The sequence below is a fragment of the Halalkalibacter oceani genome, assembly GCF_040544555.1.
In the GTDB taxonomy this organism is placed as follows: domain Bacteria; phylum Bacillota; class Bacilli; order Bacillales; family Bacillaceae_D; genus Halalkalibacter; species Halalkalibacter oceani.
This window is the reverse complement of the sequence record NZ_JBEPKD010000016.1, coordinates 1-15,667: the sequence shown is the minus strand read 5'-3', so window position 1 is coordinate 15,667 and position 15,667 is coordinate 1. Positions and strand designations below refer to the sequence as shown.

Annotated in this window: 12 protein-coding genes, 2 tRNA genes and 1 other annotated feature; of the genes, 1 reads left to right on the top strand and 13 read right to left on the bottom strand. The window is 46.3% G+C overall.

The annotated features are described in order from the left end of the window. Positions 1-130: 130 nt before the first annotated feature. The 11 genes from clpX to ilvE form a co-directional block, all read right to left on the bottom strand. The gene (clpX, locus tag ABMB67_RS15895; RefSeq protein ID WP_251223837.1) at positions 131-1,405 is read right to left on the bottom strand and encodes an ATP-dependent protease ATP-binding subunit ClpX; all 1,275 of its coding nucleotides are present in this window, start codon (positions 1,403-1,405) and stop codon (positions 131-133) included. 540 nt (positions 1,406-1,945) lie between these two features. Further along, on the bottom strand, positions 1,946-3,238 hold the full coding sequence (gene tig / locus ABMB67_RS15890; RefSeq protein WP_354572670.1) for a trigger factor: 1,293 nt from the start codon (positions 3,236-3,238) through the stop codon (positions 1,946-1,948). Between the two features lie 120 nt (positions 3,239-3,358). After that, on the bottom strand, positions 3,359-4,411 hold the full coding sequence (locus ABMB67_RS15885) for a tetratricopeptide repeat protein (RefSeq protein ID WP_354572669.1): 1,053 nt from the start codon (positions 4,409-4,411) through the stop codon (positions 3,359-3,361). Between the two features lie 229 nt (positions 4,412-4,640). Continuing rightward, positions 4,641-5,222 carry a 3-isopropylmalate dehydratase small subunit gene (gene leuD, locus ABMB67_RS15880; protein ID WP_251223834.1) on the bottom strand — a complete coding sequence of 194 codons (582 nt, stop codon included), beginning with the start codon at positions 5,220-5,222 and terminating at the stop codon, positions 4,641-4,643. Positions 5,223-5,240: 18 nt separating this feature from the next. Next, the gene (gene leuC, locus ABMB67_RS15875) at positions 5,241-6,659 is read right to left on the bottom strand and encodes a 3-isopropylmalate dehydratase large subunit (protein ID WP_354572702.1); all 1,419 of its coding nucleotides are present in this window, start codon (positions 6,657-6,659) and stop codon (positions 5,241-5,243) included. Between the two features lie 78 nt (positions 6,660-6,737). Further along, positions 6,738-7,826 carry a 3-isopropylmalate dehydrogenase gene (gene leuB, locus ABMB67_RS15870; protein WP_354572668.1) on the bottom strand — a complete coding sequence of 363 codons (1,089 nt, stop codon included), beginning with the start codon at positions 7,824-7,826 and terminating at the stop codon, positions 6,738-6,740. 379 nt (positions 7,827-8,205) lie between these two features. Next, positions 8,206-9,222 carry a ketol-acid reductoisomerase gene (ilvC, locus tag ABMB67_RS15865; protein ID WP_251223831.1) on the bottom strand — a complete coding sequence of 339 codons (1,017 nt, stop codon included), beginning with the start codon at positions 9,220-9,222 and terminating at the stop codon, positions 8,206-8,208. Positions 9,223-9,279: 57 nt separating this feature from the next. Continuing rightward, complete coding sequence (gene ilvN / locus ABMB67_RS15860; protein WP_251192447.1) at positions 9,280-9,801, bottom strand: acetolactate synthase small subunit; 522 nt, start codon at positions 9,799-9,801, stop codon at positions 9,280-9,282. After that, entirely contained in the window at positions 9,798-11,522 is a 1,725-nt protein-coding gene (gene ilvB / locus ABMB67_RS15855) for an acetolactate synthase large subunit (protein WP_354572667.1), read from the bottom strand. Before ilvB ends, ilvN begins: the two co-directional genes overlap by 4 nt. An 89-nt stretch (positions 11,523-11,611) precedes the next feature. Next, positions 11,612-11,869, bottom strand: a binding site (T-box leader). A gap of 4 nt (positions 11,870-11,873) precedes the next feature. Further along, the gene (ilvD, locus tag ABMB67_RS15850) at positions 11,874-13,541 is read right to left on the bottom strand and encodes a dihydroxy-acid dehydratase (protein WP_251223829.1); all 1,668 of its coding nucleotides are present in this window, start codon (positions 13,539-13,541) and stop codon (positions 11,874-11,876) included. Between the two features lie 39 nt (positions 13,542-13,580). Continuing rightward, a complete protein-coding gene (gene ilvE / locus ABMB67_RS15845) occupies positions 13,581-14,477 on the bottom strand; it encodes a branched-chain-amino-acid transaminase (protein WP_251223940.1) in 897 nt (298 codons plus the stop codon). A 382-nt stretch (positions 14,478-14,859) separates the two neighbouring features. On the opposite strand from ilvE, the gene ABMB67_RS15840 reads away from it, so the two are divergent. Continuing rightward, complete coding sequence (locus ABMB67_RS15840) at positions 14,860-15,264, top strand: hypothetical protein (protein WP_354572666.1); 405 nt, start codon at positions 14,860-14,862, stop codon at positions 15,262-15,264. Positions 15,265-15,451: 187 nt separating this feature from the next. On the opposite strand, the gene ABMB67_RS15835 is transcribed toward ABMB67_RS15840, so the two are convergent. Both ABMB67_RS15835 and ABMB67_RS15830 read right to left on the bottom strand, forming a co-directional pair. After that, positions 15,452-15,528: transfer RNA gene (locus ABMB67_RS15835), tRNA-Arg, on the bottom strand. Between the two features lie 4 nt (positions 15,529-15,532). After that, positions 15,533-15,603, bottom strand: a tRNA-Gly gene (locus tag ABMB67_RS15830). Positions 15,604-15,667: the final 64 nt, after the last annotated feature.

The following is a 15,667-nucleotide window of genomic DNA, read 5'->3' as shown; positions in this document are numbered from 1 at the left end:
GTTCCCATGTGGGAAGCCAGCGGTTACGTTCCGGGCGCAGCCAGAAGGAAAGAAAACCACTTTCCTTCTGGCTTTAAAACCGTGGCCCGGACTCCACGCGCTGTTTTGGAGATGTCTGCGACATCTCCTCTTACGCGCTTTCTTTTGGTTCGGTTTGGGAGAGTGTAATTTCTGTGCCGTCTTTTGTGAGCAGCGTTGGTGGCTCATTGTCTGTGACACACTTATCATGAATGATACATTTCACGACATCATCGCGTGATGGGAGGTCAAACATCACATCAAGCATTAATGTCTCGATGATGGAACGGAGGCCGCGGGCCCCTGTTTTCCGCTCAATCGCTTTGTTGGCAATTTCGCGCAAAGCTTCCTCTGTAAATTCAAGCTCAACATCGTCAAGCTCAAGCAGCTTTTGATATTGCTTTACTAACGCATTTTTTGGCGCCGTCAGGATTTCAACCAATGCGTCAATATCAAGTGGCTCAAGGCTGGAAATCACCGGCAGACGGCCGATAAATTCAGGAATTAAACCGAACCGAAGTAAATCTTCCGGTAAGACTTTGCCTAAATATTCACCTGGCTTCAGTTCCTCCTGTTTCACTTCTGAACCAAATCCGATGACTTTTTTCCCGAGGCGGCGTTTAATGATCTGCTCAATTCCGTCAAATGCTCCACCGCAAATGAAGAGAACATTTGTCGTATCAATTTGAATGAACTCCTGATGCGGATGCTTGCGTCCCCCCTGCGGCGGCACGCTCGCTGTTGTTCCTTCCAAAATTTTAAGCAGCGCCTGCTGCACGCCTTCACCGGATACATCACGTGTAATGGATGGATTTTCCGATTTGCGGGCGACTTTATCGATCTCATCGATGTAAATAATTCCTTTTTCTGCTTTCTCGACATCATAATCAGCGGCCTGAATCAGCTTCAAAAGAATATTCTCGACGTCTTCCCCGACATAACCGGCTTCAGTTAAAGAAGTCGCGTCGGCGATCGCAAACGGCACGTTTAAAATCCGCGCCAACGTTTGAGCTAATAACGTTTTCCCGCTTCCAGTAGGTCCGATCATACAGATATTACTTTTCGCCAGCTCGACTTCATCAGAGCGGTTTAAAGAGTTGATTCGCTTGTAATGATTATAGACGGCGACCGAAAGCGACTTTTTGGCGCGATCTTGTCCAATGACATAATCATCAAGAATTTGTCTGATTTCGTGCGGCTTTGGAACTTCCTGATATTCCACTTCTTCTTCCGTTCCAAGCTCCTCTTCCACAATCTCCGTACAAAGCTCAATGCACTCATCGCATATATACACACCAGGTCCAGCTACAAGCTTGCGGACTTGGTCTTGTGTTTTTCCACAAAAAGAACATTTTAATTGTCCTTTTTCCTCGTTAAACTTAAACATATTATCACCCCTAAAGAATAATTGTATCATCCTCGATGCTTCTCTATCTAGGATAAAGCGTTCCCAACTTGCTGACTTCACGACGACCATAGGGACGATACCTGTAAATCAAGCTTCTGATCGTATGTTTCGTCATTGTATCATACAAACGCAAAAACCACTAAAAAAAACTCTTTTTACCCGTCTTTCAGCTCAAAGCTTAATATGTACAGACCTTCATAGTGCTATGTGGATTACTTCATTTTATGTAAGGATTGCTTATACATTCAAGATTTAGAGAGAAAAATCCTTTTTCTTTTCTAAATTGATACACTTTTCTCACCTACTTCAAACCTGTTTTTCTAAGCTTGTTCTAAAAACAGGCATGTCATACACGAAAGAGCGAGAAAGTGAAGAATCATGATGTGGAAAAAGAGGTGTCTGAAAAGGCCGATTTTACCTTTTAAAACACCTCCGAAGCAATGGACCGAGCCGGCGTGAGTAATGTGCCTCACACCGTTACAGCCATCTTTAAACTTTGTACAAAATTAATGAATGACTTTATTTCTTTTTGCTGTTGTCAACAAGAAATTCAACAGCCTTTTGAACTTTCAGGTCACCTTTGATTCCTTCCAGTCCGCCCTGCGCGGCGAAAATCGTCTTGATTTCCTCAACCGACCGCTGGTACATTTCAGCCATTTTTTCAAGTTCCTTGTCAACATCTTCTTCCGTTACTTCCAAGTTTTCCGCATCAGCAATTGCTTCCAGCGTCAAATTGATACGGACGCGTTTTTCGCCGTCAACCTTGAACTGTTCGCGCATTGCCGACTCGTCTTGACCGGAAAACTGGTAATACATCTCAAGGTTCATTCCTTGCATTTGCAGACGTTGTTCGAACTCCTGCATCATCCGATCCACTTCAGTCGTGATCATTGCTTCCGGAATGTCGATCGTAGCATTTTCTGCCGCTTTTTCGACCAATGTGTCACGGATTTCATGGTGAGCTTCATGCTCTTTATCTTTTTGCAGCTTATCTTTCAGTTCCTTTTTCAATTCATCAAGTGTTTCCACTTCTTCATTCGCATCTTTCGCAAATTCATCATCAAGCTCAGGCAATTGCTTGCGCTTAATATCGTGGATCTTCACCTTGAACGTCGCTGGCTTCCCAGCAAGATTCTCCGCATGATATTCCTCAGGGAATGTCACTTCCACATCTTTTTCTTCCCCTGCTTTTAAGCCGACAAGCTGCTCTTCAAAGCCGGGAATAAATTGACCAGAACCGATTTCAAGCGAATAGTTTTCAGCCTTTCCGCCTTCAAACTCTTCCCCGTCAACGAACCCTTCAAAATCCATCACTGCAGTATCGCCGTTTTCGATTGCGCCATCTTCAACAACGACAAGCTCTGCCTGACGTTCCTGTAGTGATTTTAATTCTGCATCGATGTCTTCATCGGTTACAGTTGTATCCTTTTCTTCAACTTCAAGCCCTTTGTACTCGCCAAGAGTCACTTCCGGCTTGACCGTTACTTTTGCTGTGAAAACAAGGTTCGCACCTTTTTCCATTTTTTCAATGTCAATTTCAGGACGGTCAACAGGCTGAATACCTGTTTCGTCAACCGCACCGGCATACGCTTCTGGAAGAAGAATATCAAGTGCATCCTGATAAAGTGCTTCTACACCAAACTGCTTTTCGAACAGGGCACGAGGAACCTTCCCTTTACGAAAACCTGGTACGTTTACTTTTTTGACGACCTTTTTGAATGCTTGATCAAGAGCCTCGTCCACTTTTTCCGCAGCTACATCTACAGTAAGGACACCCTCATTACCTTCTAACTTTTCCCATTTTGTAGTCATTTACTTTCCCTCCAACTATACACATCTTCGTTTCCGAACGATAGATTTCTCATCATCATTGACAACCATTCTAGTATAACATAATGCCCGGTCTTTTCAAATATTACTTAGCGTCTCCGTTTAACGATTTTCATTTCTTGTATAAAACGGATCGGCCTGATAGACAAGACGTTCCAGCTGATTGACTTCAGCCACTTTTTCAGCCAGGGTGCTGCCGGAAACAGCATAGCGGCCTTCAATATGCTTCAGCTCTTCCTCGCCACCGATCCGTTCGCACGCACAATAATGAAAGACGGCCGTCCAAAGCTCCGCATCCTCAGGCTCCGGCAAAAACGGGAAAAGCGCAAAGAGATGGGCGGAGCTTAGCTGACGGGCAAATTCCAGCAGCTGCGGGCTTTCCTGTCCAAGCTCCTCATCAAGCTGTTTCAATAACGCTTTCCCAAACGATGATTCAAACGGCTCGACCAATTGAGCCGGTACAACTACGGCTTCTCTTTCTACTTTTGAAATATGTATTGGTTGATCATACCCTTTTTCCTGAAGGGCGAGCAGCGCCATGCTGCTCAGAGCTAAATCCTGCTCCGGCTTTTGTAAAAAATCAGCGAGCGCTTTCGTCGCTTCGACATCCGGAAGCTTCTTCAATTGTAAAATCGCCTGCATTTGCAATTCCGGGGAGCGTGAATCAAGCATATGTAAAATGTCTTCGGGTACTCCCTCAGGCTCGGTCTCCTGCTGAGCCAGCCATTCCTGGTCACCCGCCATCTGTCTGCTGAAGTGAAGAAGCTGATAAAAGGATTCCGCATATTGCGCGGGTACTTTGTTTTCAGAAAGGACCGCATCAAGAATGTCAACGACCTCTTGATACTGACCGAGCTGCACGAGCAAGGAGATATGAACCTGGAGATTATCATAATAATCGCCGATCCCTTCCTTTAGCAGTTCACTCGTATGCTCAACCGCCTCATCGAGCCGCCCGAGCTCAACAAGGCTCAGCATCTTGCCAAACAGGACTTGAGGGTGATCTGGCTCATGCTCCTCGGCCGAAAGAAAAAACTCCAGCGCAGCTGCACCATCCTTTGCCTTTAACGCATCCATCCCTTTTTCAATCAAACGTTTCACAAGCCCAGGATATAAAATCACTTTCTTATCCGTTTTATGTATTCGTTTATCCATTATGGAATCGCTCCACTCTTTCATGAGTTTGACTAATGATATTCCTTATAGTTTAACAATTCCCAATTCATGTGACAAACAACCCTCTTTTTTGGCAAAGCCTGTTGAATTCTCCTTTCTAAAATAGAGAAAGAGGTCTGTCCCTATAGTCAGCGGCAGCCCGGGTCGTCCCATACACCCGAAATCGTCTGCCGACTAATAAGGTCAGACCCTCATCTAACGTTAGCCGTTATCCAATCTTCTGTTCATATTCTTTAATCTTATCCTCATAGGTAAGAGTACGACCGATTTCATCCCAGCCATTAAGCAGCATCTCTTTCCAATAAGGATCAATCTCGAAGGATGCTTCAAAGCCTTCGCCCGTGATTTTTTGTGCCTCTAAGTCAACTGTAATCTCAACAGCCTGATTCGCACCGCTTGCGAGTAGCTGATTCACTTTCTTTTCATCAAGACGGATTGGCAGCATGCCATTTTTGACACAGTTATTATAGAAAATATCAGCAAAGCTTGGAGCGATAATAATTTTGAAGCCGTAATCCTGCAAAGCCCACGGGGCATGCTCGCGCGATGAACCGCAGCCGAAGTTATGAGCAGCGACTAAAATCGTCGCTCCTTTTGTGTGAGGCTGATTCAGTTCAAAATCCGGGTTCGGCGAACCATCTTTCAGGAAGCGCCAATCAAAAAATAGAAATTGTCCAAAGCCGCTGCGTTCCACCCGCTTCAAAAACTGCTTTGGAATGATTTGATCCGTGTCGACATTAACCCGGTCCATCGTTGCTATCGTTCCTGTATGCTTAACAATTGGTTCCAATGTACTCCCTCCCTCTGTTTAATGAGCGACTTGCTCCTTCTTCCACTTTCTCACATCAACAAAACGGCCATTGATCGCTGCGGCGGCGGCCATTTCCGGACTGACGAGATGAGTGCGCGCGCCTTTCCCTTGACGGCCCTCAAAATTCCGGTTAGAGGTTGATGCGCAACGCTCTCCTTCCGGCACAACGTCAGGATTCATACTTAAGCACATGCTGCAACCGGAGCTGCGCCATTCAAAGCCCGCTTCCTCAAAAATGCGATCAAGCCCTTCTTCTTCCGCAAGCTTTTTCACGCGTTCTGAGCCTGGTACGACAAGTGCCCGGACATTCGGAGCGACCTTGTGTCCTTTAACGACTTCCGCCGCGGCACGAATGTCGCTGATGCGTGAATTCGTACAGGAACCAATGAACACATGCTGAATTTCAATTTCTGAAATCGGCGTGCCTGGACGAAGATCCATATAAGCTAGCGCCTGAGCAATCGCACGTTGCTCCGTTTCATTTTTACCATCTTCAGGAGAAGGCACCACTTTTGAAATTCCTGCTCCTTGTGACGGGTTCGTTCCCCACGTTACCATCGGCTCGATCTCACTCGCATCAATCGTCACCACGCGGTCATAAGCCGCGCCTTCATCAGTAGCCAAAGCCCGCCACTTTTCAACAAGTTGATCAAAGGCTTCTCCTGAAGGAACGTTTTCGCGCCCTTTTAAATAATCAAAAGTTACCTGGTCAGGGCTAATCAGTCCTGCTTTAGCTCCTGCTTCAATCGACATATTACAAATCGTCATCCGCTCTTCCATCGTCAAACCGCGAATCGCATCTCCGGTAAATTCAATAACGGAGCCCGTTCCAACGTCAACGCCAAATTTAGCAATAATCGCTAAAATGATGTCCTTTGCTGCCGTTCCCGGCGATAACGTACCTGTTACCCGTACTTCAAGCGTTTTCGGGCGGGCTTGCCATAGTGTTTGCGTCGCAAGCACATGCTCGACTTCACTCGTACCAATCCCGAAAGCAAGCGCTCCAAAAGCACCATGCGTAGACGTATGACTATCTCCACATACAATTGTTTTTCCTGGCTGGGTTAACCCAAGCTCCGGTCCAATAACATGGACAATTCCGTTTTCAGGATGTTCAAGATCGACAAGATCAATGCCAAATTCACGGCAATTCTCTTCCAATGTTTCCATCTGCTTGCGGGCAATCTGATCGGTAATGTTATAACGGTCAACCGTCGGTACGTTATGATCCATCGTTGCAAAGGTTAAATCAGGGCGCCGCACCTTACGTCCTGCGAGCCGCAATCCTTCAAATGCCTGTGGAGAAGTTACTTCATGGACCATATGAAGATCGATGTAAAGTAAAGACGGCTTCCCCTCTTGTGCGACAACCTCATGCGCTTCCCAAATTTTTTCGATAATCGTTTTTGCAGCCATCATTCGCTCCTCCTTTTCTAGTAACCATACTCGGGTAGAAATGAGAGCAATGGATATGCTCCATTGCCCCGTGTACTTCTAAGATGTTGCCGTTGTCTGTTTTAATGCTTCTACGACTTTTTCCGTCATCTCGTCCGTTGACAAAACATTCGCCTGGTCTGTTAAGTCAGCCGTACGATAACCTTTCTTTAATACATCATCAATCGCCTTCTGCAACGCTTTCGCTTCCTCCGGCATTTCCAGCGTATACGCGAGCATTAACACGACTGAAGATAATGTCGCCAACGGATTGGCAATTCCTTTTCCGGCAATATCCGGCGCTGAACCATGAATCGGCTCAAATAACCCCGGGCCCGACTCACTTAAACTGGCAGATGGCAGCATCCCGAGTGACCCTGTAATCATTGAAGCCTCATCACTTAAAATATCACCAAACATATTTTCCGTGACGATGACATCAAATTGCTTCGGATTACGGATGAGCTGCATTGCCGCATTATCAACGAGCATGTGACTATACGTCACTTCCGGATAATCCCCGGCAACCTCTTCCACTACTTCGCGCCATAGCCGACTTGATTCAAGCACATTCGCTTTATCCACCGACGTTAAAATACCGCGCCGCTCACGAGCCAGCTCAAATCCTCGTCTGACGATTCTTTCAATTTCGCTTCTCGAATAAATTAATGTGTCAACGGCAGTTTCCTCTCCGTTCACCTCTCTGCGCTCACGAGGTTCCCCGAAATACAATCCGCCAGTAAGCTCTCTTACAATAAGCAGATCAACTCCCTGGACGACTTCATCCTTCAGGGGAGAAGCATCGGCCAAGCTGTCAAAAATCGTCACCGGACGCAGATTAGCAAATAAACCAAGTGATTTGCGCAAACCGAGCAGCCCTTTTTCCGGACGGATATCACCAGGCAGGGAATCCCATTTCGGTCCGCCGACGGCTCCTAATAATACGGCATCACTTTGCTGACAGGCATCAATCGTTTCTTGCGGTAACGGCGTACCGTATTCATCGATTGCCGCTCCCCCCAGATAAGCGTGCTTCACTTCAAATTCATGTCCATATGCTGTCCCGATTTCGGTCAAGACCCGTTCAGCTGCTGCTGTCACTTCTGGTCCAATCCCGTCACCCGGAAGAATGACAATACGTTTTTGCATGCAGTTGCCCCCCTTTCTTCCTGCTTTGTTATGCTCTATTGAGCCGGAAACAGCCATCCCGATAGAATGGCTTTATTTTAATTCGGCATATTTTCTGACATATAACGTTATAACTATCTGAATAAACGTCAGTGAATGTCTCTGCATCGCATCGGCAATAGGCTTCACTTTTCGCGGGAAGCTGGTGAGCCTCTTTTTGCTCGCACTTGAGGTCTCACCGTTGCTTTTTCTAAAGCTGCTGAAGAAGCACGATTTTCACTTTTTCAGCAGCAAGTTTTTTCAGTGGGTTCGCTTCTCCTCCCGCTGGAGTCTACACCAATTACATCCGCTGCATGATTACTTTGTACGGAATTTCCGTTCCACATTTTGTCAATTGAAATTAGTTGTTAGCGCCAACTGCACCTTTTTGTGCTTTAACGAAAGGCATCATTTCACGAAGCTCACGACCGACAACTTCGATTGGGTGGTTCTTTTCTGCTTCGTTGATTGTTGTGAATTCAGGACGGTTTGCCTGATTTTCGAGAATCCAGCCTTTTGCGAATTTACCAGTTTGAACGTCTGATAAGATTTCTTTCATTGCCTTCTTCGTTTCATCTGTTACGATACGAGGTCCAGCCTGGAAGTCACCCCATTGAGCCGTATCGGAAATGGAATAACGCATGTACTCAAGTCCACCTTCGTACATTAAGTCAACGATTAGCTTTAATTCATGCAAGCACTCGAAGTAAGCAACTTCCGGCTGATAACCAGCTTCAACCAATGTTTCAAATCCGGCTTTGACAAGCGCCGCCGTTCCACCGCATAGAACAGCCTGCTCACCGAATAGATCTGTTTCTGTTTCTTCCTTGAATGTAGTTTCAAGCACACCAGCACGAGCTGAACCAATTTGCTTTGCATAAGCAAGAGCGATTTCTTTCGCCTGACCTGTTGCATCCTGGAATACAGCGATTAATCCCGGTACCCCTGCTCCATCTTCAAATGTACGGCGTACTAAGTGACCAGGACCTTTTGGTGCAGCCAAGAAGACGTCGATATTTTTAGGTGGAACGATTTGGTTAAAGTGAATATTAAAGCCGTGAGCGAAAGCAAGTGTTTTTCCTTCTGTTAATTCCGGCTCGATTTCGTTTTTGTACACAGCCGGTTGAATTTCATCTGGAAGAAGGATCATGATTAAATCTGCCTGCGCAGACGCTTCACGAACGGAATATACAGTAAAACCATCGTTTTCAGCCTGCTCCCATGATTTCCCTTGGCGAAGTCCGATGATTACATCAACACCGCTTTCACGCATATTTTGTGCATGAGCATGGCCTTGAGAACCGTAACCGATAACAGCTACCTTCTTTCCTTGTAATACTGCCTCGTTTACGTCACCATTGTAATAAACTTTTGCCATAATAAATCTCTCCTCGAATTTTGAATTTTGTTTTTTTATTAGGAAATGAATTCCAAACTAGTTGATAAGGGTCAGCCGATATGGATCGGTGACAGGTTTTTTCGTGCTACGATTGAAGGCCGTAATACCTGTACGGGCGAGTTCTTTGATGCCATAAGGACGGAGCAAATCGATAAATGCTTCCACCTTTTGGTGATCACCCGTAATTTGAACAGTCATGCTTTCCCTGCCAATATCAATGACACTGGCCCGGAATGGATTAACAAGGGCAGCTACCTCACCACGTTGCTGCGGAGTGACAACGACCTTAACTAGGGCCAGTTCTCTCGCAACAATAGATTCATCGGTAATGTCCTTCACCTTCAACACATCGACCTGCTTATTCAATTGCTTGATGACTTGCTCGATGTTTTGCATGCTGTCGACAAGGACGACAAATGTCATTCTCGAAATCGCCGGGTTTTCTGTCATTCCGACGGTAATGCTTTCGATGTTAAAATGCCGTCTCGCAAACAACCCGGTGATGCGGTTAAGGACACCTGACGTGTTGTTAACAAGTGCTGTTATCGTCCGTTTCATGGCTTAACCCCCTCCATTTGATGATGACCTTTTCCTGGAGGAATCATCGGATAGACGTTCTCATCCTTGGCGACGCGAATATCCATCAGCACCGGGCCCGGATGGGCAAGCATTTCATTCAACGCTGCCGGTAAGTCGGATTTCGCATCAACTCTGATTCCTTTAATGTCATAAGCGCTTGCCAGCTTGACAAAATCAGGCTGAATCGGGAAGAGCGAATTTGAATAGCGCTCGCCGTGGAAAAGCTGCTGCCATTGTCTAACCATACCGAGTGAGGCATTATTGACGATGACCACTTTGACCGGCAAATTCAACTCCTGAAGAATCGAAAGCTCCTGAGCTGTCATTTGGAAGCCGGCATCGCCAGTTACGGCAATGACTGTTGATTCCGGCTCGGCAAACTGGGCGCCGATCGCAGCAGGGAAACCAAAGCCCATCGTTCCCAGCCCGCCGGACGTCACCCAGCGGTTCGGCTTATTAAACTGATAAAACTGCGCTGACCACATTTGATGCTGACCAACATCAGTCGTAATAATCGCCTCGCCTTTTGTCGCGTCATGCAGCATTTCCAGAAGCTGCTGCGGCTTGATCGTTTCGCCATCCTCTTTATACCAGAGCGGATATTCCTGTGCCATTTTTTGAAGATGACGGCGCCATTCGCTTGTGTCAGCCGGCTCGGTCTTCTCTTCAAGCAGCATTTGCAATGCCTGCTTCGCATCGCCGACGACCGGAATTTCGGTTTCGATGTTCTTCCCGATCTCCGCTGGATCAATATCAATATGGACGACACGCGCTTCAGGAGCAAAATGGTCGAGGTTCCCGGTTAAACGGTCATCAAAGCGCGCTCCGATGCTGATAAGCAAATCAGCTTCATGAATCGCCATATTGGCGGTGTAAGTACCATGCATCCCTGCCATTCCGAAGAACAGTTCATGGCTGCCAGGAAATCCGCCTAAGCCAAGCAATGTATGAACGACCGGAATCTGATACGCTTCCGCAAAGCTTTGCAGTTCATTAGCCGCTTTGCCGTGAAGCACGCCGGCTCCGGCGAGGATTACCGGCTTTTTCGACTCGGCTACCGCTTCCATCACCTTGCGAATTTGCAAACGGTTCGGAACGATTGTCGGCTGGTAGCCAGGAAGGACGACCTCCTGGTCATAGTCAAACAATCCACTCGCCAGAGAGACATCCTTTGGCAAATCAATCAAAACCGGACCCGGACGGCCTGTTGTCGCGATATGGAAAGCCTCTTTAATAATGCGCGGCAGCTCTTCAATCGAGCGGACCTGATAGTTATGCTTTGTAATCGGCATTGTAATTCCAATCATATCCGCTTCCTGGAACGCATCGGTTCCAATCACAGAAGTTGCTACTTGGCCCGTTATGACAACTAGAGGGAGAGAGTCAATCATTGCATCTGCGATTCCGGTCACAACATTCGTTGCCCCCGGACCAGACGTCACAATACAAACCCCCGGCTTTCCAGATACTCTGGCATAGCCTTCTGCGGCATGAATTGCGCCTTGCTCATGTCTTGCGAGAATATGACGGATTCCCGTTTTATAGATTTCATCATAGGTTGGAAGAATCGCGCCACCGGGGTAACCAAAAATGACATCGACGTTTTCTCTTGCAAGTGCTTCAATTAACATGCCTGAACCTGACAATTCTTTAATTGATTCATTTGCCTGCTGTTCTTTTTTCTTTACTTTCATACTCATCTCCTCGTGCCTCCTTACATAATCATAACTTTCTCTCCACACTGTCCAAAACAAAAAACCTTTCCACCCCATAGAAAGCCATCTCTGGCTTAAGGGGCGAAAAGGTTTCCTTTCCACGGTACCACCCTTATTCATTGAATTAACCATCATTCAATCTTACGGATAAGTTCAGGGACTTATCACATTTTGATAACGAGTGCTGTGAACACTCGACTAACCCTAATAGAATCCGTTCAGGCCAGTACTCAGAGGCGAGCTTCATCATTACTGACTTCACCGCATCTCAGCAACCGCGGCTCTCTGTTGAAGTCATCGTAAAGATTACTTTTCCTCATCTTCGTTTTCAAGCTATTAGATTTTCATAATTCCGCCTGTGTTGGCAGATGTGACTAATTTTGAATAACGGGCTAAGTAGCCTTTTTTAACTTTTGGTTCAGGCTCTACCCATCCTTCTTTACGCTTCGCATGTTCTTCCTCTGATACTAGCCACTCAATTGTCCGGTTTGTCAGGTCAATGCGAATCTTATCGCCATTTTCCACAAAAGCGATCGGTCCGCCTTCAGCTGCCTCAGGAGAGATGTGGCCAATGGAGATCCCTCTGGAAGCTCCTGAGAAACGGCCATCTGTAATCAGTGCGACCTTTGTTCCTAAGCCACGACCGGTGATCGCTGACGTAGGAGCAAGCATTTCCGGCATTCCCGGGCCACCCTTCGGCCCTTCATAACGAATGACGACAACGTGGCCGGCACGGACAGTGCCATCATTGATTCCTTGCTGCGCCTCATCCTGTGAGTTAAAGACAATCGCTTCCCCTTCAAAAACTTTAATCGAAGGATCTACAGCTCCAACCTTGATGACCGCACCGTCCGGGGCAATGTTTCCATAAAGGATTGACAGGCCGCCGACCGGGCTGTATGGATTATCTTTTCGACGAATGACATCATCATTAGTAATTTCTGCATCTTTGACGTTTTCATACAAGCTTTTTCCGGTAATGGTAATGCGATCGCGGTGAATCGCACCTTCGATTTCACAGAGCTCTTTAATAATGGCGCTTACGCCACCCGCTTTGTGAACATCATCCATCGAATAATCCGATGCCGGACTGATCTTACATAAATACGGTACGCGTTCAGCTACTTGGTTAATCCGCTGTAAATCATAGTCAATCTCTGCTTCGTTGGCAATCGCCAATGTATGAAGGACAGTGTTTGTAGAACCACCCATCGCCATATCAAGAGCGAAAGCATCGTCAATTGTTTCTTCCGTGACGATATCGCGTGGTTTAATGTCATTTTTAATCAGGTTCATCAAATGCTTCGCCGCATCCTTAATGAGCTGATGCCGGTCTTCTGAAGTCGCGACGATCGTTCCGTTGCCCGGCAATGCCAAACCGAGCATTTCCATCAACGAGTTCATCGAATTGGCGGTAAACATCCCCGAACAGGACCCACAGGTTGGACAGGCTGACTGTTCAATTTCAAGCAGCTCTTCCCTTGTCATTTTTCCTGACGAAACAGCGCCCACTCCTTCAAAGACAGATACGAGCGAAAGGCTTTGACCATCTTTCGTCCGTCCCGCTTCCATCGGTCCTCCTGATACGAACACGGAAGGGACATTGGTCCGCACTGCCGCCATTAGCATTCCCGGCGTGATTTTATCACAGTTCGGAATGTAAAATACTCCGTCAAACCAGTGAGCATTAATAACGGTTTCTGCTGCGTCACAGATAATTTCGCGACTCGGAAGGGAATAGCGCATGCCGATATGCCCCATCGCAATCCCGTCATCAACTCCGATTGTATTAAATTCAAATGGAATACCGCCGGCTTCTCGAATCGCTTCCTTTGCCACTTCCGCAAACTTATTTAAATGCATATGGCCTGGAATAATATCGATGTATGAATTACAGACACCGATAAACGGCTTATCCATTTCGTCTTCTTTTACACCTGCAGCGCGTAGAAGACTTCGATGAGGTGCCCGATCGATTCCTTTTTTTATCATGTTACTTCTCATACAACTCTCTCCCAACTTCAACGCTTCTCGCTGTTTCTATTAACTGATTTCTACTTCCGGATATACTTTTTCACCATCTTCAATTACTTTCGCTCTGAAAGCTTCAAGAAGCCGGTTCGTTTCTTTTCCAGGATGGCCATCCCCGATTTGCCGGCCATCGACTTTCACGACGGCGATCACCTCAGCTGCTGTTCCTGTTAAAAAGACTTCGTCAGCTGTATACACATCATGTCTCGTGAATGGTTCCTGCTTAACCGTATAGCCAAGCTCGAGAGCGATTTCGATAATCGCGTTCCGCGTAATACCTTCGAGGGCACCGACGTAGCCTGGAGGCGTGGAGAGCGTGTTCCCTTTTACGATAAAGACGTTGTCCGCCGAGCCTTCGGCGACATAGCCTTGATCATTGAGCATCAGCGCTTCACTGACTCCGGCAAGACTGGCCTCGATCTTCACAAGAATGTTATTCAAATAATTCAGAGATTTAACTTTAGGACTAAGAACATCCGGCCGGTTCCGTCTTGTCGCGACCGTGATAATTTCCAACCCACTTTCATACAGTTCCTTTGGAAACAGGGCAAGCTCTTCCGCGATTACAATCACTTGCGGATTCGAACAGGATGATGGATCCAGCCCTAGATTTCCAACTCCCCGCGAAACGACGAGGCGGATATAAGCATTCTGCAATTTGTTCTTTTGCAGCGTCTTAATTAAAATGTCAGTCATTTCTTCTTTCGACTGTGGAATCATAAGCATGATCGATTTAGCAGAATCATAAAGCCGATCAAGATGCTCCTTTAATCTGAATACATTCCCCTCATAAACGCGAATTCCTTCGAATACGCCATCCCCATATAAAAAACCGTGGTCATAAACCGAAATCTTTGCATCTTCCTTCTCAACGAACTCTCCATTTAAATAGATCCACTGTTCAGCTATGACGCTCACTCTCCTCATCATTCATGCCACTTCTAGTATGTGTAAAACGCGAGATGTTCGGCATATGAAATATCTCTCTTGAGCGGACATTTGTTTATAATATTAGTTGTTGTTTGAGGTTTATAATACGCTGAATCAGGGGCATGGTCAACCACTTTTTCAGAAAATAATTTGACTATTTTGATTTGTCAGCCCTCTTGTATGCGCTTACATCACTGTTATTGCCTGTTCCGACGTTAGATTTTTCGACATAAAAAAAGTTTCGGGCCTCTATCTTTTCGTTTGCTGCCGTTGTTTCTCCTTCACTTGAATTAATTCGCACCTGCTATTTTTTAGCATAGAATGACAAAAGCTGGGACATCCTATAGAGGGGTGATAAGCAATGATTAAATTCCTGAAACGGACGTTAAGACGATCCACTAAATTTCCTTATATTCACATCCGCCAGCGCTCAAAAGCATCACTTGTCATTGTCAAAGACCTTTCCAGCCGCTGTAAAACCGAAGCGGAACAAAAGCTTTATCAGCAATTACGGGCAAGGCTCTATTATCCGACTCCGAACTATTATGTTCAAGGCGTCTTGATTTCCCTGGCCTTAGTTCCATTCAAGCTCGCTTTCATCGAATCGCATCCGGGTATTAATCAGTCACGCATCAGCCGTCAGCTTAGAAAAAAAGGCTGGCAGGTCGTCTATTTCGATGCAGAAAGCTTGCTTCACGATGAGAACCGTTATGTGAACAAACTTTTACAAGCCGCCCCGGAACCAATTAAAAACGTCTCTTCCTGATCTTACTTCGGGAAGAGGCGTTTTTTGGCTAAGGAAACGCGATCTTAAAAGCCACTCTCCCTTGTAACTCATAAGTAGCGCATAGCGGCTCTTCATCTTTCTTTATCGTTTCTGTCAATAGCAAAAAGCCTTCTGTTCTATTCGCTAGAAAGAAGGCTGCTCTATTTTCACTTATGTAATAGTCAAATGGCGTCCCAGGAGAGATTCGAACTCCCGACCGACGGCTTAGAAGGCCGTTGCTCTATCCAGCTGAGCTACTGGGACCAAAAGCGGGTGATGGGAATCGAACCCACGACATCAGCTTGGAAGGCTGAGGTTTTACCACTAAACTACACCCGCACGTTTTTAATATTATCCTCTTATTTTCAGCACGCAACTGGCATGCCTCTTCCTCTTCTCGCTT

Excerpts from the sequence above, each read along its gene's own strand:
- clpX (WP_251223837.1), bottom strand. The coding sequence starts at position 1,405 with ATGTTTAAGTTTAACGAGGAAAAAGGACAATTAAAATGTTCTTTTTGT.
- tig (WP_354572670.1), bottom strand. The coding sequence starts at position 3,238 with ATGACTACAAAATGGGAAAAGTTAGAAGGTAATGAGGGTGTCCTTACT.
- ABMB67_RS15885 (WP_354572669.1), bottom strand. The coding sequence starts at position 4,411 with ATGGATAAACGAATACATAAAACGGATAAGAAAGTGATTTTATATCCT.
- leuC (WP_354572702.1), bottom strand. The coding sequence starts at position 6,659 with ATGGCTGCAAAAACGATTATCGAAAAAATTTGGGAAGCGCATGAGGTT.
- leuB (WP_354572668.1), bottom strand. The coding sequence starts at position 7,826 with ATGCAAAAACGTATTGTCATTCTTCCGGGTGACGGGATTGGACCAGAA.
- ilvC (WP_251223831.1), bottom strand. The coding sequence starts at position 9,222 with ATGGCAAAAGTTTATTACAATGGTGACGTAAACGAGGCAGTATTACAA.
- ilvN (WP_251192447.1), bottom strand. The coding sequence starts at position 9,801 with ATGAAACGGACGATAACAGCACTTGTTAACAACACGTCAGGTGTCCTT.
- ilvB (WP_354572667.1), bottom strand. The coding sequence starts at position 11,522 with ATGAGTATGAAAGTAAAGAAAAAAGAACAGCAGGCAAATGAATCAATT.
- ilvD (WP_251223829.1), bottom strand. The coding sequence starts at position 13,541 with ATGAGAAGTAACATGATAAAAAAAGGAATCGATCGGGCACCTCATCGA.
- ABMB67_RS15840 (WP_354572666.1), top strand. The coding sequence starts at position 14,860 with ATGATTAAATTCCTGAAACGGACGTTAAGACGATCCACTAAATTTCCT.